This is a genomic window from Reinekea blandensis MED297 (assembly GCF_000153185.1).
In the GTDB taxonomy this organism is placed as follows: Bacteria; Pseudomonadota; Gammaproteobacteria; order Pseudomonadales; family Natronospirillaceae; genus Reinekea; species Reinekea blandensis.
In genome coordinates this window covers 359,169-383,982 of record NZ_CH724153.1, presented here as the reverse complement: position 1 = coordinate 383,982, position 24,814 = coordinate 359,169, and the positions used below count along the sequence as shown (strand labels likewise).

Below are 24,814 nucleotides of genomic sequence, written 5' to 3'. Positions count from 1 at the left end.
CGCTCTCATGGCCAGCAGATTGACGTTAAAAGGTTGCTGAATTTTTTCCAGCACCTCAATCACATCGCTGTGTCCCAGACCGTATCCGATCCTGAAACCGGCCAGTCCATAGGCTTTTGAAAAGGTACGACACACCACGAGATTGGGGTACTTGCTCAAAAGACTCACCGCACTGCCCATCGCCGGCTCTGCAAACTCAATATAGGCTTCGTCAATGAGCACAAGGACATCTGTCGGTACCTCACAGAGAAATCGCTCCAGCTGTTCAGCCGGTACCATGGTACCCGTTGGATTGTTGGCATTGGCGAGCAGAATCACCCGGGTATTGTCACTCACGGCGGCAGAGATGCCGTCGAGATCAATCAACCAGTCACGCATAGGGATCTGCCGAACATTCGCACCGACCCATTGCGCCATAATCGGATACATTGCAAAGGAGTGGGCGCTGACCAGCATTTCATCGCCCTCTCCCAAAAAACCTTTGATTACACTGTCGAGAATTTCATTCGAACCATTCCCGAGCAGCACTTGATCCATGTGCAAACCCAGTCCTGATGCAAGTGCTGTTTTCAGCTCCCGACCAGCACCGTCCGGGTAGCGATGGCTGTTTTCTAGCGCCTGATTCAGGGTCGACTTTACCGTTGAAGAACAGCCAAACGGGTTTTCATTACTGGCCAGGTAAACGACATCACTCAGACCGAATCGCGTTTTGATGTCCGCGACAGTCTCACTGACGGCGTAACTCGGCAGATCTCGTAAAAAAGCTTTAGGCTCGGGTCGTTTATTGTTAGGCAGAGAAGTGTCTGCCATCAGAGCACCCCTTTCGGGTAGGAACCCAGAACCTTTACTTCAACCGCGGTTTTGCGGATAGCCGACAACGCTTCCTGCACATTGGCATCCCGGGTATGACCCACAAAATCGATGAAGAACACATAAGTCCAGTTGCCCGATGGCGAGGGTCGCGACTCCAATCGGGTCATATCGACACCAAAATCGTTAAAAGGTTTCAGCAAATGATAAAGCGCACCAGGCTCATTGCGCATCGACACCACCAAAGAGGTTTTATCTGCTCCCGAGGTATCGACTTCCTGCGCCCCGATAATCAGGAACCGGGTCGAGTTATCAGGTGAGTCTTCGATCTTCGTTTCAATAATCTCAAGATCATAGAGTTCAGACGCCATTTCCCCGGCAATCGCAGCTGAGTTCCATTCACCCTGCACACGGCGCGCGGCTTCAGCGTTACTGTTGACGGCGATGCGTTCGGCCTGAGGCATGTGTGCATCCAGCCATTTACGACACTGCGCCAGAGACTGCTGATGACTGTAGACACGGGTAATCTTATCGCGATTCGTGTTCGGGCCGGCCATCAGATGGTGATGAATGCGCAGCTCGACTTCACCGACGATTTTGATATTCGAGGTAATAAAGGTATCCAGAGTGTGATTGACCACCCCTTCGGTCGAGTTCTCAATCGGCACCACGCCATACTGCACGGCACCGGCATCGACTTCCCGAAACACTTCATCAATGGCCGGCATCGGCTTGGTTTTGACCCATTGGCCGAAATGCTTCTTAGCCGCCTGCTGCGTAAAGGTCCCTTCAGGCCCCAGATAAGCGACTTCCAAGGGGCGCTCCAAGGCCAGGCAGGCCGACATGATTTCGCGGAACAAACGGGCCATGTCTTCATTCCCGAGCGGTCCCGGATTGCGTTCCATTACCCGGCTCAACACCTGCGCTTCCCGCTCAGGTCGATAAAAAACAGCCTGCCCGGGATCGGCCTTCATCTTAACTTCAGCAACCCGCAGGGCGCATTGCGCACGACGGGAAATCAAGTTCAGAATTTCCTGATCCAATTGATCAATTTCCTGGCGTAATTGCAGCAGTTCAGTTTCGTCAGCCTTGGATGGGGTTTGGTTCGATTCAGACATGGGTATTCTCAAATTCAATCATGTAGTCGGTTAATGCCTGCACACCGGCCAGCGGCATGGCGTTGTAGATACTTGCACGACAACCGCCGGCACTGCGATGGCCGGCAAGATTCAGCAGTCCGCGACGTTGGGCGCCCGCTAGAAAGCTCGATTCGAGGTTTTTATCGTGAAAGAAAAACGGCACATTCATTCTTGATCGGGCTTTGGGTTCGATATCGTTAAACAGAATTGAGGACCGATCAATCACATCGTACAGCATATCCGACTTAGCCAGATTGTGCTTTGCTAATGTCGGCACACCGCCTTGCGCTGAGCACCATTGAAAAACCAGATCAGCGAGATAAATAGCAAAGGTTGGCGGGGTATTAGCCATAGACCGGGCCTCAACCAATGTCTGGTAGTTCAACAGTCTCGGACACTGCGCTTGCGCGCTACCAAGCAGGTCCTCCCGAACGATGACCACACCTAGCCCGGCCGGCCCGATGTTCTTTTGCGCGCCCGCGTAGATCAGACCAAACTGCTCGACATCGAACGGCCGCGACAAAATACAGGAGGACATGTCAGCCACCAATGGCGTGTCTGTCGGCAGTTCCGGCACTTCGAAAAGTTCAACGCCACCAATGGTTTCATTTGGAGTGTAATGCAGATAATCAAGCTCATTAGTCTGAAAGCCAGATAACCAAACCGGAAGACTTTTGAACGCGGAATCAGCGGATGAAGCCACTTCGACGACCCGCCCGAAGCGCGCCGCCTCGGCCATGGCTTTTTGTGACCAATAACCGGTGTTAATAAAACCGGCAGCTCCTCCAGAACTCAAGAGATTCAGTGGAACGGCGCTGAACTGAGGACTTGCGCCCCCAGACGTAAACAAGACGTGGTAATGATCCGGGATGTGCATGAGCGAGCGCAAACCATGCTCGGCGGAATGGAGAATGGCGAGGAACTCTTCAGAGCGATGGGACAGCTCCATGACCGAGACCCCATGCCCTTGATAATCGGTCAGTTCTCGCTGAGCCTGCGCCAGAACCGGCGCAGGCAACATGGCTGGCCCGGAGCAAAAATTATAAACCGCTTCTGCACCGGGTTTTGCCATGATCAGATCCTTAATCAGTCATCCGCGTCGGATTGAGTGTCGCTCGTATCGGCACTGGTATCGATGACATCGTCCTGTGGAGCGTCACCGTCAGATTCGCTGGCCTCACCTTCAAGCGGTTCAACCACGTCTTCCGGCTCTTCAATGCGCTCGATGCTGACCAGTTTCTCATCATCCGCCACACGAATCAGTTTCACACCCTGAGTATTTCGACCCAGCGATGAAATCTCATCCACTCGGGTTCGGACGAGCGTTCCCTGATCGGAAATCAACATGACTTCATCACCGTTGAAGACCTGTTTTGCACCAACCAGTTTGCCGTTACGGTCATTACTGACCATGGCAATCACACCTTTAGTGCCGCGGCCTTTGGTCGGGAACTCGGTCATCACCGTCCGTTTGCCATAGCCGCGCTCGGAAGCCGTGAGAACGAAGCCCTCTTCCTGCGGTACGATCAAGGAGATCACCGACTGCCCGTCTTCAAGGGAAATACCCCGAACACCCCGAGCCGTGCGACCCATGGGTCGCACGTGTTCTTCTTTGAAACGCACCACTTTACCGGCGTCCGACAACAGCATTACTTCACGCTCGCCATCAGTGCAGGCCACACCCACCAGGTGGTCGCCTTCGTCAAGCGATAAGGCAATCAAGCCGCTGCTGCGCGGCCGGGAGAACGCATCCAACGATGTTTTCTTAACCGTTCCGCTGGCGGTGGCCATGAAAATAAAATAATCCGGATCGAAATTCCGGATCGGCAGAATCGCGGTCACGCGCTCTTCCGCTTCCAGTGGCAACAGATTCACCATCGGACGTCCTCGCGCGGCGCGTGAAGCCTGCGGGATTTCAAACACGCGCAGCCAATAGACTTTGCCGAAAGTAGAGAAACAAAGAATGGTATCATGCGAGCTGGCTACCAACAGATGCTCAATAAAGTCATCATCTTTCAGAGCCGAAGCCGACCGCCCTTTACCACCGCGTTTCTGCGCCTCATAGTCGGTAAGCGGTTGCGTTTTGGCATAACCGGAATGTGAAATGGTCACCACCATATCTTCTTCGGTAATCAAATCTTCCATAGACAGATCCAGACGCGAGGTCATGATTTCTGTCTTACGGGCATCACCAAACTCGTCTTTCACTTCCATCAGCTCTTCGCGGATCACTTCCATCAACCGCTCATAGCTGTTGAGAATGCGCAGGAACTCACCAATATCGTCGATAATCTGCTTGTACTCGCCAATGAGCTTGTCGTGCTCAAGGCCGGTAAGCTTCTGCAGACGCATGTCCAGAATCTGCTGCGCCTGCTCAGGAGAAAGATAATAACGCTCATCCCGGACACCAAACTGCTCTTCCAGATCTTCCGGACGGCAAACGTCGGCACCCGCGCGCTCCAACATGGCGGAGACATCACCTAAGGCCCAACTGCGCGCCAGCATGCGTTCTTTTGCTTCTGCGCCGGTCGCGGATGACCGAATCAGTTCGATCATTTCGTCAATGTTGGCTAGTGCGACAGCCAGACCTTCCAGAATATGGCCACGTTGACGGGCTTTGCGTAAATCGAAAACGGTACGGCGAGTCACCACTTCACGGCGATGCCGGATAAAGGCTTCCAGCATTTCTTTCAGATTCAGTACCTTCGGCTGACCGTCAACCAGCGCGACAGCGTTAATACCAAAGACCGTCTCCAGCTGCGTCTGTGCGTACAGATTGTTCAGCAGTACGTCGCCGGATTCGCCACGCTTAAGATCGATGGCGATACGCAGGCCTTCTTTGTCTGACTCATCACGCAGCTCCGAAATGCCTTCGATTTTTTTCTCTTTGACCAGCTCGGCAATTTTTTCAATCAGGCGAGCTTTGTTCACCTGGTATGGAATCTCATGAACGATGATGCTTTCGCGACCGGTCTTCTCGTCTACAACGACATCCGCTTTGGCACGCATGTAAATTCGACCGCGCCCGGTGCGATAGGCCTCAACAATGCCCTTACGACCATTGATATAAGCCCCGGTCGGGAAGTCAGGTCCTGGGATATATTCCATCAGGCCATCAACGTCCAGATCCGGGTTTTCGATCAGCGCCAGCGTGCCGTCGATCACTTCGCCCAGATTATGAGGCGGAATATTGGTCGCCATACCAACCGCAATACCGGAGGATCCATTGACCAGCAGGTTCGGAACCCGGGTGGGCAGAACATCCGGAATGCGCTCAGTACCGTCGTAGTTGTCGACATAATCGACGGTTTCTTTTTCCAGATCGGCCAGCAGAGAATGCGCCAGCTTCTCCATACGAATCTCGGTGTATCGCATGGCCGCCGCCGCGTCGCCATCGATGGAACCGAAGTTCCCCTGACCGTCGACCAGCGTGTAACGCATGGAGAAATCCTGCGCCATTCGCACAATGGTATCGTAAACAGCGGAATCACCATGGGGGTGGTACTTACCAATCACATCACCGACAACACGGGCCGATTTTTTGTAGGCCTTGTTCCAGTCATTACCAAGAACATTCATGGCAAAGAGCACCCGTCGGTGAACAGGCTTAAGGCCGTCACGTACATCCGGTAATGCCCGACCAACAATGACGCTCATCGCGTAATCGAGATACGACTGTTTTAACTCTTCTTCAATATTGACGTGAAGAATTTCTTTGGCTATTTCACCCATGAGGTTCCATTGTCCTTCTTATCGTTCAGTCGGTTTTATAATCGACTGTTATCTGGGGCCGGAACGACGGTCGCTCCGTTCTCTGATCTGCCAAACACCCGAAGGGACGCCCGACCAGCAATTGACGGGGATAGAACCCTAAAGCATCGGGCCAGGCTTGCAGGCTGAAAGCCACTCTCAGAACCCGATTGGCAGACCCCGATTCGCATTTAACGAAAGTGCGAAATAATACCACAAATCAATAAGATAGACAGGTTTAATGGCGGTCTATGCGCGGGACTGTGCGATCTGTCGAAGAACATAGGCGGCAGAAACCCAATGCACAATCTAGACTTGGGTTTTTCAGCACCAGACTGGTAGCATACGCCACCTCCTGACCACACAGACAACTTAAGAGACTCAGCATGGAAAAGATTGACACCCTGATCAGCGCCCGATGGATCATTCCGGTCAACGACAACCAGGATGTTTTAGAACATCACAGCATCGTCATTGAGGCCGGCCGGATTAAAGACATTCTACCAACAAGCGAAGCGGCAATCCGCTATCAAGCAGAAAAAACACTGGAACTCGGCGACCAGGCGTTGATACCGGGCTTCGTCAACACCCATGGCCATGCTGCCATGACCATGTTCCGCGGCATGGCGGACGATCTCGAGCTGATGACCTGGCTGAATGACCATGTTTTCCCTGCCGAGAACCAATGGGTCACTTACGACATGGTTCGTGATGGCACCGCTCTGGCCGCTGCGGAAATGATCCGCTCCGGAACCACGACCTTTTCCGACAACTATTTTTTCCCGGATGCCTCGGCTGAGTCCGTACTGAAATCCGGACTGCGGGCGCAGCTGTGCTTCCCTACGATCGATTTCCCGACCGCCTGGGGCGAAGGCCCGGATGTCCACATTGAAAAAGGCCTGGCCGTTCTAGAGAAGTACAAAGGACACAGCCACATCAAAGTCAATTTCGGTCCACATGCGCCCTATACCTGTTCCGATGAGCCCCTGAAAAAAATCATTGAGCTGGAAGCCGACCTGCAGGTTGGTATCCAGATGCATGTCCATGAAACACAAGTTGAAGTCGATGGTGAGCAGGAACGTCGTGGTCAACGCCCTATCCGCCGATTGAAAGATCTGGGCATGCTCAGCCCGCGCTTCCAGGCAGTCCACATGACGGCGCTGTCTGAGGAAGACATTGATGATATCGTCGAAACCGGTGCACACGTCATTCACTGTCCGGAATCCAACCTGAAACTGGCCAGCGGTTTTTGCCCGGTCGATACCCTGATGGAACGCGGCGTTAACGTTTCGCTGGGTACTGACGGCGCGGCCAGCAATAACGATCTCGACATGCTGGGTGAAATGCGTACCGCCGCTATGCTGGCCAAGGCGGTCAGCGGTAAAGCCACCGCACTGTCGGCCTATCAGGCACTTCGCATGGCAACTCTGAATGGCGCCCGTACACTGGGTTGGGACACCGAAATCGGCAGCCTGGAAGTCGGCAAGCGCGCAGATATCACCGCCATTGCCTTAGACGACCTGGAATCTCAGCCAATTTACGATCCGGTTTCTCACATCGTTTATGCGTCCACCCGGGATCAGATCCGTCACGTCTGGGTTGAAGGTCAGCAACTGCTCGCCAACCGCGAGCTGACCACGCTGAACAAAGCCGACATCATTGAAAATGCCAAAGCCTGGCGAGATCGCATTACCGCTGGCTGATCCACCGACCCCGTCCAATCCGGACGGGGTCACCCCCTGTCATGCCGTTCCTTTTCCCGTCATAATAGCCCCAACATCTTTTGTTAGAGGAAATACCGTGGCAACCACCAATGTTGACCCTGCTGAACTGGCTAAATTCGAAGCATTAGCCAGTCGGTGGTGGGATCCCGATTCTGAGTTCAAACCCCTGCACGATTTAAACCCTGTCCGTATGCGTTTTATTGATAGCCATATCAACGTCGCCGGTTTAAAAGTGGCAGACATTGGCTGCGGTGGCGGCATTCTGACTGAAACGCTGGCGAAACGTGGTGGACAGGTCACCGGAATCGATATGACCGACGCCCCTCTGAAGGTAGCCCAACTGCACGCACTGGAACAGGGCCTTGAAGGTATTGAATACCGCCAGATGACGGCCGAGCAGCTCGCGGAGGAGGCACCCGGACAGTTTGATGTCATCACCTGCATGGAAATGCTGGAACATGTTCCTGATCCTTCATCAGTGATGTCGGCCATCCGAACCCTGCTGAAACCCGGCGGTAAAGCCTTCTTTTCAACGATCAACCGCAACCCCAAAGCCTTTCTGTTCGCCATCGTCGGTGCCGAATACGTCATGAACCTGCTGCCGAAAGGAACGCACGAGTACCAGAAGTTCATTCGTCCTTCGGAACTGTCCAGCGCGGCCCGGGAAGCCGGTCTGACGGTTCGAGAGTTCAAGGGCATGACTTACAACCCGCTGACCAAAGCGTTTCGGTTATCCAGCGACGTGTCCGTGAACTATCTGATGGCGACTGAAAAGGCAGACTGATTATGCAATCCATTTCCAAAGAACAGCTTCAGCAACTGCCCGAGGATGCTTTGCTTGATAAAGTCATTCTGGTGACCGGAGCCGGCGATGGCATTGGCAAGGCAGCAGCACTGAGCTATGCAAATGCTGGCGCCCATGTCATCCTGCTCGGTCGCACGCAAGGCAAGCTCGAGCAGGTTTATGACCTGATTGAACAGAACACAAAGACCCGCCCCATCATCTTCCCGTACGATCTGAACACGCTTAATCCCGATATCGCCCGGGAAATGGCTTACGCCATTGAGCAGGAATATGGTCGACTGGATGGCGTTCTGTTTAACGCTTCGGCCCTAGGCAGCAAGATGGCCATCGAACAATACCCCGAACAGGAATGGCTGGACGTGATGAACACTAACGTCAACAGCGCGTTTTACCTGACTAAGGCATTGTTACCACTGCTGAAAGCAGCCGACGCGGGTCGCATCCTGTTTACAACCTCTAGCGTCGGTCGTAAAGGCCGTGCTTATTGGGGGGCCTATGCGGTGTCGAAGTTTGCGACAGAAGGCCTGATGCAAACGCTGGCAGACGAACTCGGCGCCATCAGCCAAGTACGCACCTTTGCCGTCAATCCCGGAGGAACCCGAACGGCGATGCGCGCCAGCGCCTATCCCGGTGAAGACCCGGGCGATGTTCCACCACCCGAAGACCATATGCCGCTCTACCGTTTCCTGATGTCCGAGGCAGCAGAACCCTTCAATGGCCAATCCATCGACGCCTATGACTATCTGAGCTGAACGATTTGGTGCCGGGTTTCCGGCACCGACCACTCTCTAACAGGAAGATAATCGCCGGTTTTTTGCCACTCTCCCGCTTAAAAATAACCTATGCTATTGATTTTAAAGGCTTTTATCTGAATGGCATAGTTATCGCTATATGATTCTCAAATGAACCAGATGCGGTAACGGATCATGCCCAGCAGCTTTACACAGTCCTCCATCGGACGATCCTCGGAAAACAGCGTTTTCAGCAGTGTTTCTTCCTTTGCGTTTGAAGCACCCAGTGCCGATCGCATACAGGCTCTGCGCTTACAGTTGGCCACCGCTTTGCAAACGTCGCTGGACATTGATCAGATTCTGACTTTATTGCATCGACACTTGAAAGCCTACCTGCCCATTTCAGGCATACATTATGTTAATGGCGATGCCATGATCGACACCTATATCGGTCGGTCTGCAAAACACCGCTGCCAGTACCAGCTGAACATGCAGAAGCAAGCTTTTGGCGACATCAGTTTTGTACGCAGTAAGCGCTTCAGCGAACAGGAAATGGCCTTCATCGAGTCCATCATGGACCTGGTGATCTTCCCACTTCGAAATGCGTTGAAATACCGCGAAGCGATGGCAACCGCAATGATTGATCCACTGACCGGTTTGAACAATCGCGGCGCCATGGCCATCACGCTTGAGCGCGAAATGGAACGTGCGCGCCGCAATGAAGATCAGGACCTGAGTATCATCTTGATTGACGTAGACCACTTCAAATCGATTAATGACCGCTATGGGCATCTGGCTGGCGATGATATTTTGCGTCAGGTTGCCCGAGTCATTCATACCTCAGTCCGTCGCTGTGATGTCTGCTTTCGCTATGGCGGTGAAGAGTTTTTAATTTGTCTGACCAACTCAACGTTGGAACTGGCACGCTCAGTTGCTGAACGAGTCCGCCTCGCTATTCCCGATCAGGTTAAGCTGGCGGATCGCGAGCGGCCGGTTACCGCCAGTTTTGGCGTTGCACATTACGAAGGTGAAGCCGACTGGCCGGCACTGGTGAACCGGGCCGATCAGGCGCTGTTTAGCGCCAAGGACCAGGGGCGAAACTGCGTGGTCACATCGTTGGTCACCGAACAGGATGCCCTGAGTCTTTAACCCCTACTGGCGATTCGATAACCAGACCGTTTGATAGGGTTGCAAAGTCAGCTCACCATTCAGGTCATCCACCGCATCCCCAGTCAGCAAATCAACCCAGTCGTAGGTTGTAATCAAATTCACTTCTTTTAACGGAACCGTCACCGTCTCCCGGGTCACATTGGAAATACAGAAAATACTCTGTTTTCGGGAGATGGATTGACGCCAGATACCAAACAGCCCCGGCCCTAACTGCAAGGTAAACTGAGTGGCATTGGGATGAAACGCCGGCTGTTGCTTACGACAGCGAATCAGATCGATCAAGCGGGTAAACACCTGAGCATGGTGCGAATCGGCATCATTCAGTGCCTCGTCCAGCGCATCAAAATCCCAGCGGTGTCGATTGATGTGGCGATTGTGTTTGGTGTGTTCCAGACGATCCAAATCGTTTCGTGTCCCGAGCATGCTGTGAATGTAGATTCCCGGAATACCTTCGAGAGACAACATGATGGCGTGGGCGCAGATGAACCTTGCCAGCCCAAACCGATCCGGTCCGTCGTGGGTTCCCTGTAGCGCATCGTACAAGGCAATATTAATCTCATAAGGCTTGGACGAACCATCGTCTAACGTTCTCATCGACACACGCGCGCCAAAACTTTGCATCGTGCCGATCATGGTGTTCAGCTCAAGCTCGGACAACAATCCCTCGGCTGGTCGAAGGCCGATACCGTCATGAGAGGCAATAAAATTAAAGTATGTCGTACCATCCTGGCACGGCGGCATACGCATCAGCCAATTTCGTAAGGTCGTGCAATCACCGCCAATCAACGTATGGATTAACAGCGGAGGTAAGGAAAAATTATAAATACAGTGGGCTTCGTTGGCATTACCGAAGTACGCTAAGTTTTCCTGATTGGGAATATTGGTTTCGGTGATGATCACCGCATCGGGACTGGCGTGTTCAATTAACGTCCGGAACAACCGAACCGCTTCATGCGTTTGCGGCAGGTTAATACAACTGGTTCCGTCTTGCTTCCACAAAAACGCGACTGCATCCAGACGAAAGATTTTGACACCCTCATCCAGATAACGACGAATAATCCGGACGAATTCCAAGAGCACATCGGGGTTAGCAAAGTCAAAATCGACCTGATCATGACTGAACGTACACCAGACCAACTTAGTTCCGGTGGCCGTTTCAGTTTCCCGGAACAGCGGACTGGTTCGCGGACGTACCACCTGATGATAATCTTTATCCGGCGCACCGGTTTTAAAGAATCGGCATCCGGGCTCTTCTCCGCGGATGAACTGATCGAACCAAACACTGCGACTTGAGCTGTGATTGATGACCAGGTCCGCCATCAACCGGAAATCCTGAGCAATCGCATTGATATCCTGCCAATCGCCCAATGCTTCATTGACCGCCGTATAATTTATGACCGCAAATCCATCATCTGAACTGTACGGATAAAATGGCAAAATATGCACTGAGTTAAACGCCTGCCGGATCGGCCCCTGTAAAAAGTCGTATAGCGTTTTCAGCGGAGCTTCGGTCACACCATGATCCTGCTTGCGTTCGATGCTGTCACCATAGGTGATCAGGATCGTGTCCTGCTCGCTCCAATGGTTAGTAAAGGGTACCGGAGCCTGATCTATTGACTCCAGACCCATTGCGTTAACCAGTTTCGTGGCCAACTCAGAACGATCCACATAGGGCTCCACGCCCTGATAAATCACATCAAGTTGGTGTTCGAGTGTTTTCTGTAACTGCGCATGAACGTCATCACTCATGAAGCATTACTCCGACAGGATCTCTTTTCGGTCTTCTTCAACCGCCTCTACGATGCGATCAAAAACATCGGGCATGGCACTCACCACGCGATTCCAGCTCGGTATGAACGGGCGCTCCATAGGAGCTTCCAAGAACCGTTGCCCTGCCGTCATGATGTTCTGGGCAAACATCTCGACGGCTTTTTCTTCTTGGTGAATATCAAGCTTTAACCCATTCATCATGGCGTCGTTGTGATACGTCTCGACGAAGTCCAACGCAATACGATAATAGGTGGCTTTCAATGATCGGAACGTCTCGCTGGTAAAAGTCTCACCTTGAGTTGCCAGCTTCCGGAACAATGCCTTGGTAATATCGACTGACATCTTCGACAAGCCGCCCTCGGTGCTTTCCAGACTTAAGTCCTGATGTTTGTGATCATACACATCAGCAATGTCCGCCTGACACAAGCGATTGTTCGCGTAGTTGCGATACATTTCAGAGAGGACACCGACTTCCAATCCCCAATCCGATGGAATCCGGATATCATTCAGCACATCTCGGCGGAAGGAAAACTCACCGGCTAAGGGGTAGCGAAAGCTGTCCATAAACTCGAGATACTCATTGGGGCCGACAACGCGTTTCATCGCCCGCAATAGGGGCGTGACCAACAAACGGGACACGCGACCATTGATTTTGCCATCCGCCACCCGGGCGTAAAATCCTTTACAGAACTCATAATTAAACTGTGGGTGCGCCACCGGATACAACAGTCGAGCCAACAGCGATCGATCGTAAGTCACAATGTCACAATCGTGCAGTGCAATCGATTCCGCACGCCCGGTCGCCAGCATATAACCCATGCAGTACCAAACGTTACGCCCTTTACCCATTTCACGAGGTGCGACTTCAAGGCGTTGCAGTTCATCATCCAACGCCTTCAGGCGCGGACCATCATTCCAGAGAATACGATGATGCTGCGGCAATTCATCAAAAAAACCAACCGCATGGCGGAACTGATCTTTATCTGCCCGATCCAGTCCAATCACAATTTCGGAAAGATAGTTGGCACCCTTAAGGTGTTCAACAATGTTCGGTAACGCATCGCCTTCCAGCTCAGAAAACAAACTAGGGAGGATCAGTCCCATCGGACGAAAACGAGAAAAGTGCAGAAGATCGTACTCCATATCTTCTAAAGATCGATCAGAGAGGTTGTGCAAGGTGGTAATAATACCGTTCTGATGAAAATCAGCCATGGAAAGTCCTCACAGGTTTAGTCAATGCGCGCCAGTAACGACGCGATAGCTTCGGACCAGCCTTCAGGTCCGGTGTGTTGTGTACGAAAGCGGTTCGGATGTTCAAAATCCGGAAACGCATGAGATGGCGATCGAACCTGAACCGGATGATCAACAGCAGCCAACATGGACAGGTCATTTTCACCATCGCCCAGTGCAATCGTTTGCGGCTTGTTTGACTCACGCTGATCATACCAATCCGTTAACCAGCGAACGGCCCGGCCTTTGTCCGATCCCTGCAGCAGATGCACAAACCGACCGCCACGAACGACGTCAACGCCCTTTTGCACACAAAACTGATGTAACTGTTGGAACTGCTGATCAGTCCCGAGCCAATAGAGTGGATCGGAAAACTCGCGTTGCAATGCTCGCGCAGCATGTTCTTCGGAAAGCCCTGTTAGCGCTATGACCCGAGCCACATCTAACTGGCTAAAGGGTTGAAATGCGCCCGGCAGTGCCTGAGCCAAATCATCAATGAGCGGTTGCCATTCAGCCAGCGTCGGAGAAAACGCCTTTACACGATATTCCGCCTGACTGGGCAAATGACAATCCACCTTTGTACATAACCATTCTGGTAAAAAAACCGCCGATCCATTTTCTACAATGAACGGAAAACCCCAGTTCAGTTCGCCCATAAGCGGCTCAACTTCAGCGCGCGTTTTAGACGTCACCGGTATGATGACAGCCCCGGCATCCAGTGCAGACTGAATACCCATTGATGCACCCGAGGCACTGTACGTTTCGTGATCCAGCAGTGTTCCATCCAGATCGGTGTAAATGAGTATAGTCAATGGTTTAGTCCAATCCTGTGGTAGATCGAACGGCGCGATCATTATCCAGTTGTATCACCACATCTGCCCGACTGGGCAACTCAGATAACGACTGTTCCGTCAGACGCTGGTAGTGTTGAATAAAACGGGCGATTTGCTCAGGAGACATTGCAGCGTCCACCGAACGGCCTTCCCGAGTCAGTTTTGCCACGAGGCGCTTTTCCTGCTCTTCGCGCCATTGCTGAACCGCCGAAAATGACGGTGCCCGAAGCATAATAAGCTGGTCCAGCCTTTGAAAAAGAGGCTGGTACTGCTCTTCTAACTGGCGATTGACGAATTGCCGCCAAGAGCCATCCGGATCTTCATTCCGTTCTAAGGCGTTCACGGGCTGTTGCAGGGCTTCCTGAGATTCAGAAGGTGTTCCAACACACCAGCCTTCAAAGAAAATTATCTGCGGTTTCTGAGTAATCTGCTGCCACTGTGCTTTCGGAGCGCGATCATCCTGAGCTTTATTGAAAACGGGAATGGAGACCGGCCAGTGTGCTGACACAATCTGATCCAGGGTTTGATTCAGCAGCGAAATATCGTGTGTACCTGGCACACCACGGGTAATCAACAACGGGTGTACTGTCTCGGACAAATACTGCCGTTCTCTCCGGGTGAGATAGAAATCATCCAGTGAAAAACCAATCGCGTTGACCTGGTGTTCGCGCTGGCAGGCATAGAGTAGAAAGTCAGTGAGCGTGGACTTACCCGAACCCTGGCAGCCATGAATGCCGACAAACAAGGGGCCAGACATTGAACTGGCAGAGGCAATCAGTCTTGACAATAAGGGCCAGTATACAGTCCTCGCGGTGAGGCCAAACGACGGTGGCAAATCGTGTTCGGTAGTAAACGCTTCGATCACACTATCAATGGTCACATTCAGCTCTCTGTTTGAGCAGTTTCCCTGAATGATTGCACATTATATACCAGCCGCCGAATCGGCGATGCAGCCCACTGTTTTGGGGCAAAAGCCCTCCTAACTACGCACCACCAAAAGGCCCAGGTGCTCTAGCGCACACTTTTGGTGCAAACATCCGCTTTTATTCGCCTTGAAATGACCCTTTTCGACGCACCACTTCGGAGACTCAAGATTCATCCAAGATGGCTTCCAACTCGGCAAAATCCATTTCCTGCTCAGGGAACGGTAGTAGCTTTCGAGTTCCGGATAAGGGGGTAGCATTATTGTCGGGATCCGAACCAAGCCATTCACTGCAAGTTTCATTTCGTGACTGAGGTTCCGCATGGCTTAGTTTTTCAACAAAGGAGGTGCTCATTTCTCGACCTGTCGGGCGTTATTATTGTGTGTAAGAGAGGAGCGAATTCCATACCAGTTTCAAACCCCGCCATATCAAGGCTTTTCAGCTGGATTAGGTCATATTGAACAGGTGAGAACTGATACAGAAAGGTCTCAAAGTGACCCTGTCGGTCACTTACTTTGACGAAAAAGCCTAACGGTAAAGGCAGTTTTTTGACAAAAACAAAAAAACAGAGCCAGGCTCTGCTTTTTGTCTTTGACTTTGGTAGGGACGATGAATCAGCTCAGGGCTTCAACCACAGCTGGAAGTCACCCGCTTTCGCCGAAGGCGTTGGCGACAAATCGACATTCCATTGGGACAGCATGTAGTCTCGTAACGCAGATCGGCAGGTCATCTTTAATACCCCATCGTGCATACCGTATTCTTGAGCAACGGCTTCCGGATGGCTCAGCGCCGGATGCGGTACCAACGTCAGACTGGAAATCTGATTCCAGTCGTTATCGCTTTCTTTCAACTCATGTGCCTGTGGAGCATCACTGGAACCGAGGACCTTAACAATACGATTGATTACAAAGTCATCAAAGCGATCTGTCGACCGATCGTAACCACGCACCAGCCAACGGGTTCCGGAGTTTATCAGGGCATGCGGTACCATGGCCTGGACGCGCTCACCATGATCTGACGAGATGTAACTGACTGACAAGGCCTGCTGCTTATGAATAGCCCGGGTTACAGCGGCCAGCGTTGAAATAAAAGGCAGAGGTGACTGGGCAGGCGATTCGGTCGCGATTTCCGGAAACTTCGGGCCAGCGTAATCGTCACCGAATCCATAAGTCAGCGCGGTGAGCACCTGAGTGGCCGTGTAAGAATACAGAGGTACAAAGCTTTCCTGAGGGATATAAGACTTAATGCCGTAATCGTACACCACGTTGTCCGGGGCCAGCTTCTTATACAACGCGATGTCCCGAGAGGCCGACGATTCTTTCAGACCAAATCGGCGCTGCAGGTCACTGCGATTGGCGTGACCTAGAAAATACAATCGAAACTCTAAGTAAAAAAGGCGCTCCTGCTGCGGTTGAGACTGATCTTCGAGTTTCGGTTTGGTTGACTCATTCATCCTGTCTATCTCAGATTATGTTTATAGAATTATAGTAGGTTCCTGCACTGTAAGGTTGTGCCAAAAACCTGTCAACGAATAGTTCCGCTGTGGCCTGCCGATTCAAACGTCGTTCACACGACCTCTCAACCTACGATTACTGATCAGTTTCCAACCAAACATCATCTTATCCAAAGGCCAGTGAACTATAGCTAAGCTACTGAATTAAAAGATTTTTTATTCAAATGCTTGCATTGGGGAAAATCATGGGTAATATACACACCCGTTCTTCAGGACTATAGCTCAGTTGGTTAGAGCGCTGCCTTGACATGGCAGAGGTCAGCAGTTCAAATCTGCTTAGTCCTACCAGATTTAAAACAAAAACGGCTGCTCCTTGGGGTGGCCGTTTTTGTTTTCAGCCGGATGAGTATCCGGTTTGGAACTGCTCAGTTCACGCCGAAGGCCACGAGCCCGCAGGGCGCAGTGCATCTGCTTAGTCCTACCAGATTTTCGAAACCCGCTTTTTGGCGGGTTTTGTCGTTTCGGGACGATGAAAAAGCTGGCAACAGGTTTACATCGTGCTCTGGTTTACTTTCTTTATCGCCCTGATGTCGATGGTTTATATACTTGCATCGTTCGCGAGACTTTTCACTAGCACTTTAATGTCTACCCGCCCCTGCGTCCTGGCCAAAAGCGTGTGTTTCGTCGCCCTAATGATTCGACCATTTCGCTATTGGCTAAACGCGATTACCAGCACCACGCTTTGCCCAGTGCGTGAGCAGTGTTTCAGCCATTTCCGGCAAGGTTTGCGTGCTTGATACGGCGCCTAAAGCACAAGCAGCGCCCGGCATGCCATAGACCACGCAACTTGCTTCATCCTGCCCCAGCGTCAAAGCACCAGCCCGACGCATACTCAGCAAGCCTGTGGCACCGTCTTTTCCCATACCGGTCAGAATCACCCCGACAGCATTCACCCCACAGGCTTCGGCGACCGACTCGAACAGAACATCCACCGATGGCCGATGTTGGCTTACTGGCGGGGATTGATCCAGCCTTGCCCGGTAATCGGCACCGTAGCGCACGACACGCAAGTGATAGTTGCCCGGCGCCAGGTAAGCGTGACCCGGCAGAATACGTTCATCATGCTCGGCTTCTTTAACCGTCATAGCGCACTCCCGGTTCAGCCTTGCCGCATAAGATTGCGTAAAGCCCGCCGGCATATGCTGAGCGATTACGGTGCCGGGGCCATTCGGTGGAAGTCGTTGCAGAAGTGCCTTAATGGCTTCTGTCCCACCGGTGGAGGCGCCGATGGCAGTAATCTGTTCGGTACCCACAAAAATGTTTGCGTTCGACTTAAGAGGCACCGTCGCATCAGGAAGTGCAGCTTTAGGCCGACTTATCGCCGCTGCACGAATCTTGTCTTGAATGATAGCCTGATATTCTGAGAGCCCGGCTTTGATGTCGATCTTGGGTTTAGCAACAAAATCCACCGCACCGAGACTTAACGCGCGCATCGTGGCATCGGCGCCTTCTTCGGTTAATGTTGAGACCATAACGACCGGCGTGGGTCGGGCTTTCATCAGTTTCTGCAGAAAACTCAAACCATCCATCCTCGGCATTTCAATATCGAGGGTAATCACATCCGGAGGTTGTTTACGAATAAAATCCCGAGCTGCGTAGGCATCCCCCACCGCTCCGATAACACGGATATCAGGGGCTGCATCAATTACCTGTGTCAGCACCTGACGAATGAGGGCGGAGTCGTCGACGATAAGCACGCGTATCATAGCGGCCTAGCCCTAGGTGAATTTGGTTTTAAGACCCGTCGATTATTTAAAAGATCGAAGATCATTCGAACAACTCCACATCCCCGTGCGGAAGTTCCGTGTCCAGACGTCGCAGATAACGTTCCTCCCGATCCCGAATAGTATCGTTGTGTTGTTTCTTCAGTTTTTTAACCAACACCTGACCATTCTCCGTAAAAAAATAAACTTTGCGCGGATAAGGCGTTAGTAAATCGCTGGCAATGACCGGAATGTTTTCTGCTTCAAGATAATTGAGCACAAACTCGGCGTTTTTGTGGCCCACACTTTGTTGGGTAATGCTGGACAACACATTGGCACCACCAAAGACCTTCGCTTCAAGGTGCGCGCGGTTCGCTCCCATTTTAATGAGCTGATTGATCACCAACTCCATGGCATAGGCACCGTAACGCCCTGACTCTGTCCATTGCACGCCCGAAGAGTCACCCGCCGGTAACAAAAAGTGATTCATCCCTCCCAGACCTAAGTTCCGGTCCCGGATACAGGCGGCCACACAGGATCCTAAGACGGTCACAATCAGTTTTCCGGGCCGGGCAATATAGTACTCTCCCGGTAATAATTTGATGGCTTCACGTTTGAAATGCCGATCGTAATAGCGGTTCGGGGCCAGTTCGACTTCGGCGGTGTGTTCACTGCTCATATTCCGCCTCCAATGCGTCGGTAAACAGTTTTACCCGCGCTTTCCAACCCTCGGATGTCCCGCCCCAACGATTCGGAATGACCTGCGATATACAATCCACCGAGCTTTAGCATGGGTACCATGCGTTTAAGCACGGTCGACTGAGTCTCCTTATTGAAGTAGATCATGACATTACGACAAAAGATCACATCCAACCCGTCTTTGATCGGCCAACGTTGATCGAGGAGGTTCAGCCGATGAAACTCAATCAACCGCTTCAACTCAGGGCGCACCCGCACCAATCCTTCCTTATCACCCTTGCCACGCAAGAAAAACCGCCGTTTCATATCAAGGTCCAGATCTTCTATACGGCTTTCGGCATACACACCACGTTGCGCTGTCGCTAAAACCTGACTGTTAATGTCACTGGCAAAGATCGACACATTCGGCACCAACGAGCCTGTCGCCGACATCGCCGTAATAGCAATCGAATAAGGCTCCTCACCAGTACTGGCAGCTGCACACCAAATCCGTATCGGCGCTTTAGTACTGTGGTGCTGTTGAATGTACGTCTTCAAGGCCTCGAAATGATGACTCTCGCGAAAGAACGACGTCAGGTTCGTTGTCAACGCATTAATGAACAACTCGAGTTCATCATGCTCCTTATCGAGTACCTTCAAATAATCACTGAACTGGGTCAGTCCCAAGGCTCTCAGGCGTCGAACGATGCGGCTGTAAACCATTTGCTGTTTACTGTCCGCCAACCAGATACCTGCCGCTTCATGAATACGGGTACGAATGGCATCGAAATCCTCTTGTTGGTAACGAAAATCTCGCGTCGGCTGCTTGCTCATTTACCGCCTCTGTCGTTCGACTTTTCTATTGCGAAGGTGTCAACGTTAAAAGGATTCCCATTCATCGTCATCATCGGCATCAGCTTCGGCCTGAGGCAGCGGCACCCGGCTTTTGGTTGGTTGAGGCACACTTTCGCTCTTCACTGGAGGTTTGGCCCCTACCTGCGCAGCATGGATGGTAGACGTATCGCTCAACTTGAAAACATCGATGTTTTGTCCCAGTGTTTCAGCCTGAGATTGCAGGTTTTCTGATGCCGCAGCGGTTTCCTCAACCAGGGCCGCATTTTGCTGAGTCATTTCGTCCATCTGATTGACAGCAGTCGTGACTTCCTGAATGCCACTGGTTTGTTCCGTTGATGCTGCTGCAATTTCACCCATGATGTCATTGACGCGTTTAATCGCACCGACGATTTCGTCCATGGTCTCCCCGGACTGATTCACCAACTGATTACCGCTTTCGATTTTATCGACCGAATCGGAAATCAACCCTTTGATGTCCTTCGCCGCATTAGCAGAGCGCTGCGCTAAGCTGCGAACTTCTGACGCAACCACCGCAAAACCTCGGCCCTGCTCACCGGCCCTAGCCGCTTCGACGGCAGCATTCAGCGCCAGAATATTCGTCTGGAAGGCAATACCGTCTATCACGCCGATAATGTCCGATATCTTCCGCGACGAGTCATTGATGGCTTCCATCGTTTGCACGACTTCCCGGATCAAATCACCTCCGCGCACGGCAACATCCGTGGCCCGCTCGGCCAAACTGTTAGCCTGCTGAGCGTTATCGGAATTAGATTTCACGGTGGAGGATAATTCTTCCATACTGGACGCGGTTTCTTCCAGATTGGCCGCCTGCTGTTCTGTCCGTGAACTGAGATCTGAGTTGCCCTGTGCAATCTCCCCAGACGCGGTACGAATAGCAACAACGGCCTCACTGACTTGCGTCACCATACTGTCTAAGCTCTGTGCCGTCTGGTTACAGTAATCGCGCAAATCACCAAAGGCGCCCTCATAGTCTTCAGTGATCCGTACCGTTAAGTCGCCTTTGGACAACCGCTCCAGCGCTTCGCTCACCCGGCTCAGGGATTGATCCGCTGTCGACACCAAAGTGTTCAGGTTTTCAGCCAGAGTCAGTAAAAAGCCCTGCTTACCTTCCGTAGCAATCGACTGTTTAAAGTCGCCATTAACAGCGCCTTCAACCAACTGGGTGACTTCGCGTTCGGTCGCCACTTCATCGGTACGGTCTTTCCATTCAACCACAGTACCAAGACGTTCCCGACTGCCTTCTTCCAGGAAAATAGGTGTGGCTCGAAGACTGAAGGTACGACCACCCACGGTAATTTCAGTCTCATGAATGTTGGTCAGCCGATCCAGCATCGACATCTGATGGCTCGGGTTTTTATGGAACCGGTCCATGCTGCCACCGAGGATATTATTGGCCGAAAAGTTCGGCAAATCCCGACGAATATCCGTCTCCGAATTTTGCATCATGTCGGTGACGGATTGATTCATGTAAACGATATTACGTTCGGCATCCGCAATCATGATATTCGTCGACGTGGTGTCCACCGCTTTACGAATACGAACGTTTTCACGCGCCAGTTGCTCAGCCTTAATCTCCTCAGAGCGGTCATACCATTCAACGACAGTACCCAAACGTTCATTATTGGTTTCATCGACAATCGGTGTTGCCCGTAAGCGGAAGGTTAACCCGCCCACTTCAATCTCGGTTTCGTAAAGATCGGTTAACCGATCAAGCATGCCCATTTGATGGCTCGGATTTTTATGGAACCGATCCATACTACCACCAAGAATATCATTGGCCGAAAAGTTGGGCAGATCACGGCGAATGTCATTTTCGGATTTCAGCATCATCTCGGTGACCGATTCATTCATATAGACGATGTTACGTTTATCATCCGCGATCATGATGTTGGTTGACGTTGTATCGACCGCTTTCCGGATGCGAACATTCTCGCGGGCGAGCTGTTCCGCTTTGATTTCCTCAGAACGGTCATACCATTCCACTACCGTTCCCAGGCGTTCATTGTTGGTTTCATCGAAGATCGGAGTAGCGCGCAACCGAAAGGTCAAACCGCCAACTTCGATCTCGGTTTCATAAAGGTCGGTCAACCGATCAAGCATGCCCATTTGATGACCGGGGTTTTTATGGAAGCGATCCATACTGCCACCGAGGATTTCCCGGGCTGAAAAGTTCGGCAGATCCTGGCGAATATCGCTCTCGGATTTTTGCATCATTTCAGTGACCGACTGATTCATATAAACGATGTTGCGGGCATCGTCGGCAATCATGATGTTCGTAGAGGTGGTATCCACTGCTTTACGAATCCGGAAGTTAAACCTTGCCTTTTCTTCCGACTCACGCATCTGATCGCGAACCTGACACAACGCTTCGGCCAGACTTCCGGACACAGGGATATGGCTTAGTTCAAACTCAGTGTCACCCTTCACGAGTTGGTGAAGCCACGATCGCAACTGCCCAGGGCTTTCACCTAAGGCATTAACGGTAGTTTTTGCTAGCCACAATGATGCTCCTGCGGCAACCGCCAGTACAATTAGGTTCAGAACCGTTGCCGACCCGGAGCCAGCAAGAGCCAGATTTAGAATCACCAGCAACAGGGCAGGCCCGGTGCCGACTATCAAGATGCGCGCACTGAGTGCATTATTAAGTTGGTTCATGATCCCTCCATCATTACACCACCGTCTCTGCCAACCGATCTGGCCGGGACTTGTATAAAACCGTTTATGAATACGTTGATCGGTTTTGATCGATCAATCCGAGTTCCTGACTGGTCACCAACGCTTCAATGTTAACCAGAATCACCATATCTTTATCTTTGGAGCCAAGGCCCGACAGATACCGGCTGTCAAAGGCTGTCCCGAAATCGGGGGACGGACGTATCTCTTCCGGCGTAAAGCCCACTACATCGGACACGCCATCGACAACCATGCCGACCAGGCGATCGTGTACCTGAACGACGATCACGATCGTAAACTCGTCGTAGGTCGGTTGTTTCTGCTGAAACTTGATTCGCAAATCGACGATGGGGACAATTTCACCACGCATGTTAATAACGCCTTTGATAAAGGCCGGCGCGTTGGCAATGCGGGTAACGTTGTCGTAACCGCGAATTTCCTTCACGCTCATGATGTCAATACCGTATTGTTCATCGCCCAACAGGAAAGTCAGAAACTCCTGCTGACTGTCCACGTCATGTTCATCGGTCATGAAGCGTCCTCCAGGGTCGCCGTGGCCGCGACGTCCGCGCCCAGGGATTCTAAATCAAGGATGAAGGCCACTTGTCCATCACCCATAACGGTCGCGCCCCCAACACCGGGAATGCGCTTGTAATGTTGTTCGAGGCTCTTAATGACAACCTGCTGCTGTCCGAGCAGTTCATCGACGAGAATGCCGAAACGACGTTTACCGGATTCAGTCAATATCACTATTCCGTCTGTGATGCGTTCGAAACGCGGCCGCACCGACATGACGCGATGCAATCGAACCACCGGCCAATAATGGCCGCGCACATTCAACAGTTCATCGCCATTGAGGGTCTTTACCTGCTCAGCATTTGGCTGAATGGACTCGACAATATTACCGAGCGGTATAATGTAGGTTTCAGATCCAAGCGACACCGCCATTCCATCAAGAATGGCCAGAGTCAGTGGCAAAATCAGCGACAATGTGGTGCCGTAACCAGGGACGGAATCAATATCGATGCGACCGCCCAGATTACTCAGGTTCTTTTTCACCACATCCATGCCCACGCCCCGACCTGAAACATCGGTGACGGCATCCGCGGTGGAAAATCCAGGTTCAAAAATTAACGGCCAAATCGCTTCATCGGGTGAATCAGCGTTCACGGTCATACCGCGTTCGCGGGCTTTGTTCAGAATTTTGTCCCGGTTCAGGCCGGCCCCATCGTCAATAACACTGATGATGATGTTGCCACCTTGTTGACGCGCCGAAAGACGAACGGTTCCGGTTTCTGGTTTTCCTGCCTGTAACCGATCGGACGGAGATTCAATCCCGTGATCGATACTGTTGCGCATGAGGTGAGTCAGAGGATCGGCTAACTGCTCAACCAAGCCCTTATCAATCTCTGTATCGCCGCCTTCAATCACCAGATTAACCTTTTTACCAAGTTTTCCTGCCGTATCGCGCGCGACTCTTGGAAAGCGATTAAACACAAAAGAGATTGGCAGCATACGGATCGACATGACCGATTCCTGAATCTCCCGGGTATTACGATGCAGGGTTTCAATGACTCCGTTCATCTTTTCCTGATTGGCATCATCCAGGTTCTGCCCAACCATCGCCAACATCGATTGTGTGATGACCAACTCGCCCACCAGATTAATCAAACTGTCGACCTTTTCGACATTCACCCGGATGGTACCGCCGGATTTTTGTGCGGCTTGTGCCGACTCCGTTGTTGGATTTGATACGGCTGATTTCGCAGGCGCCTTCGTTTCAGTCGGTTTCGATTCTACAGCATCGACTTGGGGCGGCGACGTGTCAGAAGAACCGGGTTCCTCAAATAACCCCCAGCCTTCGTCTTCAGCTTCGGTATTCGCTGCAGCAAACTCTGCTTCAGGTTCCGGCTCCTCGAAGAAACCGAACCCTTCATCCTCGTCGGGCGCTGGCTCCTCTTCAAAAAAGCCGTAACCTACATCGTCATCCGCTTCAGCTTCAGCTTCCAAGGGTTCGAAAAAGCCAAAACCTTCGTCATCATCCTCGTCTACTACCGGTTCCGACGATTGGCTTTGCTCACTGTTCTTTATTTCGTAGGCATCAAACTTCGCATTCAGGCCATCAATGGTATCTTGTACCCATTGCTCGTCTACCGGCTCTCCGTTTTGGTAAACACTGACCAAATGACGCAACGCATCCACCACCGTGAGCAGGTGATCCACTTGCGACGCCTGGGGTTGGCTGATTTCTTTACGCCATTCATCCAGACGGTTTTCCATCACATGCGTGATATCACCTAGTGCAGTAAATCCAAAGACGCCACTACTGCCTTTAATCGAATGCGCCGCGCGAAAAATGGTGTTCAGTAATTCTGCGTCGGGTTGACTCGGATCGAGCGCCATCAGTCCTTGTTCGAGTGCATCCAGATGCTCCTGGCTTTCCTCAAAAAAGACTTCATGAAACTGCCCCAGATCCATACTCATGG

Annotated in this window: 19 protein-coding genes and 1 tRNA gene; 5 read left to right on the top strand and 15 right to left on the bottom strand. The window is 51.8% G+C overall.

The features are described 5' to 3' along the window. From MED297_RS16560 to gyrA, 4 genes are all read right to left on the bottom strand, one after another. A partial coding sequence (locus tag MED297_RS16560; protein ID WP_008046976.1) for a pyridoxal phosphate-dependent aminotransferase occupies window positions 1-810 on the bottom strand: 810 nt, incomplete at its 3' end. Beyond that, on the bottom strand, window positions 810-1,928 hold the full coding sequence (gene pheA / locus MED297_RS16555; RefSeq protein WP_008046974.1) for a prephenate dehydratase: 1,119 nt from the start codon (window positions 1,926-1,928) through the stop codon (window positions 810-812). The genes pheA and MED297_RS16560, both read right to left, overlap by 1 nt. Further along, window positions 1,921-3,021: a 3-phosphoserine/phosphohydroxythreonine transaminase gene (serC, locus tag MED297_RS16550; RefSeq protein WP_008046972.1), complete on the bottom strand. Its 1,101-nt coding sequence runs from the start codon at window positions 3,019-3,021 to the stop codon at window positions 1,921-1,923. The genes pheA and serC overlap by 8 nt, the downstream gene beginning before the upstream one ends. A gap of 14 nt (window positions 3,022-3,035) precedes the next feature. Further along, window positions 3,036-5,681 carry a DNA gyrase subunit A gene (gene gyrA / locus MED297_RS16545; RefSeq protein ID WP_008046971.1) on the bottom strand — a complete coding sequence of 882 codons (2,646 nt, stop codon included), beginning with the start codon at window positions 5,679-5,681 and terminating at the stop codon, window positions 3,036-3,038. 404 nt (window positions 5,682-6,085) lie between these two features. Between gyrA and MED297_RS16540 the strand changes: the two genes are divergently transcribed. The 4 genes from MED297_RS16540 to MED297_RS16525 all read left to right on the top strand — a co-directional run bounded on the left by MED297_RS16540 (window position 6,086) and on the right by MED297_RS16525 (window position 10,108). Then, a complete protein-coding gene (locus MED297_RS16540; protein ID WP_008046969.1) occupies window positions 6,086-7,402 on the top strand; it encodes a TRZ/ATZ family hydrolase in 1,317 nt (438 codons plus the stop codon). A 97-nt stretch (window positions 7,403-7,499) separates the two neighbouring features. Then, complete coding sequence (ubiG, locus tag MED297_RS16535) at window positions 7,500-8,207, top strand: bifunctional 2-polyprenyl-6-hydroxyphenol methylase/3-demethylubiquinol 3-O-methyltransferase UbiG (protein WP_008046967.1); 708 nt, start codon at window positions 7,500-7,502, stop codon at window positions 8,205-8,207. 2 nt (window positions 8,208-8,209) lie between these two features. Beyond that, window positions 8,210-8,980 carry a YciK family oxidoreductase gene (locus tag MED297_RS16530; protein WP_008046965.1) on the top strand — a complete coding sequence of 257 codons (771 nt, stop codon included), beginning with the start codon at window positions 8,210-8,212 and terminating at the stop codon, window positions 8,978-8,980. 174 nt (window positions 8,981-9,154) lie between these two features. Then, complete coding sequence (locus tag MED297_RS16525) at window positions 9,155-10,108, top strand: GGDEF domain-containing protein (protein WP_008046963.1); 954 nt, start codon at window positions 9,155-9,157, stop codon at window positions 10,106-10,108. Window positions 10,109-10,111: 3 nt separating this feature from the next. On the opposite strand, the gene MED297_RS16520 is transcribed toward MED297_RS16525, so the two are convergent. The 5 genes from MED297_RS16520 to MED297_RS16495 all read right to left on the bottom strand — a co-directional run bounded on the left by MED297_RS16520 (window position 10,112) and on the right by MED297_RS16495 (window position 16,338). After that, complete coding sequence (locus MED297_RS16520) at window positions 10,112-11,878, bottom strand: sugar phosphorylase (protein WP_008046962.1); 1,767 nt, start codon at window positions 11,876-11,878, stop codon at window positions 10,112-10,114. Between the two features lie 6 nt (window positions 11,879-11,884). Continuing rightward, window positions 11,885-13,111: a glycosyltransferase family protein gene (locus MED297_RS16515; protein ID WP_008046961.1), complete on the bottom strand. Its 1,227-nt coding sequence runs from the start codon at window positions 13,109-13,111 to the stop codon at window positions 11,885-11,887. Window positions 13,112-13,128: 17 nt separating this feature from the next. Further along, window positions 13,129-13,941: an HAD-IIB family hydrolase gene (locus tag MED297_RS16510; RefSeq protein WP_040557554.1), complete on the bottom strand. Its 813-nt coding sequence runs from the start codon at window positions 13,939-13,941 to the stop codon at window positions 13,129-13,131. 4 nt (window positions 13,942-13,945) lie between these two features. Beyond that, entirely contained in the window at window positions 13,946-14,842 is an 897-nt protein-coding gene (locus MED297_RS16505) for a hypothetical protein (protein ID WP_008046958.1), read from the bottom strand. A gap of 662 nt (window positions 14,843-15,504) precedes the next feature. Then, window positions 15,505-16,338: a WYL domain-containing protein gene (locus MED297_RS16495; RefSeq protein WP_008046956.1), complete on the bottom strand. Its 834-nt coding sequence runs from the start codon at window positions 16,336-16,338 to the stop codon at window positions 15,505-15,507. 271 nt (window positions 16,339-16,609) lie between these two features. Here MED297_RS16495 and MED297_RS16490 point away from each other — a divergent pair. After that, window positions 16,610-16,686, top strand: a tRNA-Val gene (locus MED297_RS16490). 368 nt (window positions 16,687-17,054) lie between these two features. Here MED297_RS16490 and MED297_RS16485 read toward each other — a convergent pair. The 6 genes from MED297_RS16485 to MED297_RS16460 form a co-directional block, all read right to left on the bottom strand. Next, a complete protein-coding gene (locus tag MED297_RS16485; protein WP_008046951.1) occupies window positions 17,055-18,104 on the bottom strand; it encodes a protein-glutamate methylesterase/protein-glutamine glutaminase in 1,050 nt (349 codons plus the stop codon). Window positions 18,105-18,165: 61 nt separating this feature from the next. Then, on the bottom strand, window positions 18,166-18,780 hold the full coding sequence (gene cheD, locus MED297_RS16480) for a chemoreceptor glutamine deamidase CheD (RefSeq protein ID WP_008046950.1): 615 nt from the start codon (window positions 18,778-18,780) through the stop codon (window positions 18,166-18,168). Next, window positions 18,777-19,613 (bottom strand): CheR family methyltransferase, encoded by an 837-nt coding sequence (locus MED297_RS16475; protein ID WP_008046949.1) that lies wholly within the window; start codon window positions 19,611-19,613, stop codon window positions 18,777-18,779. Before MED297_RS16475 ends, cheD begins: the two co-directional genes overlap by 4 nt. Before the next feature lie 45 nt (window positions 19,614-19,658). Next, window positions 19,659-22,310 (bottom strand): methyl-accepting chemotaxis protein, encoded by a 2,652-nt coding sequence (locus MED297_RS22660; protein WP_008046948.1) that lies wholly within the window; start codon window positions 22,308-22,310, stop codon window positions 19,659-19,661. 64 nt (window positions 22,311-22,374) lie between these two features. After that, window positions 22,375-22,860 carry a chemotaxis protein CheW gene (locus MED297_RS16465; RefSeq protein WP_008046947.1) on the bottom strand — a complete coding sequence of 162 codons (486 nt, stop codon included), beginning with the start codon at window positions 22,858-22,860 and terminating at the stop codon, window positions 22,375-22,377. Beyond that, window positions 22,857-24,812, bottom strand: coding sequence for a chemotaxis protein CheA (locus tag MED297_RS16460; protein ID WP_008046946.1), 1,956 nt, complete (start codon window positions 24,810-24,812; stop codon window positions 22,857-22,859). The genes MED297_RS16465 and MED297_RS16460 overlap by 4 nt, the downstream gene beginning before the upstream one ends. Window positions 24,813-24,814: the final 2 nt, after the last annotated feature.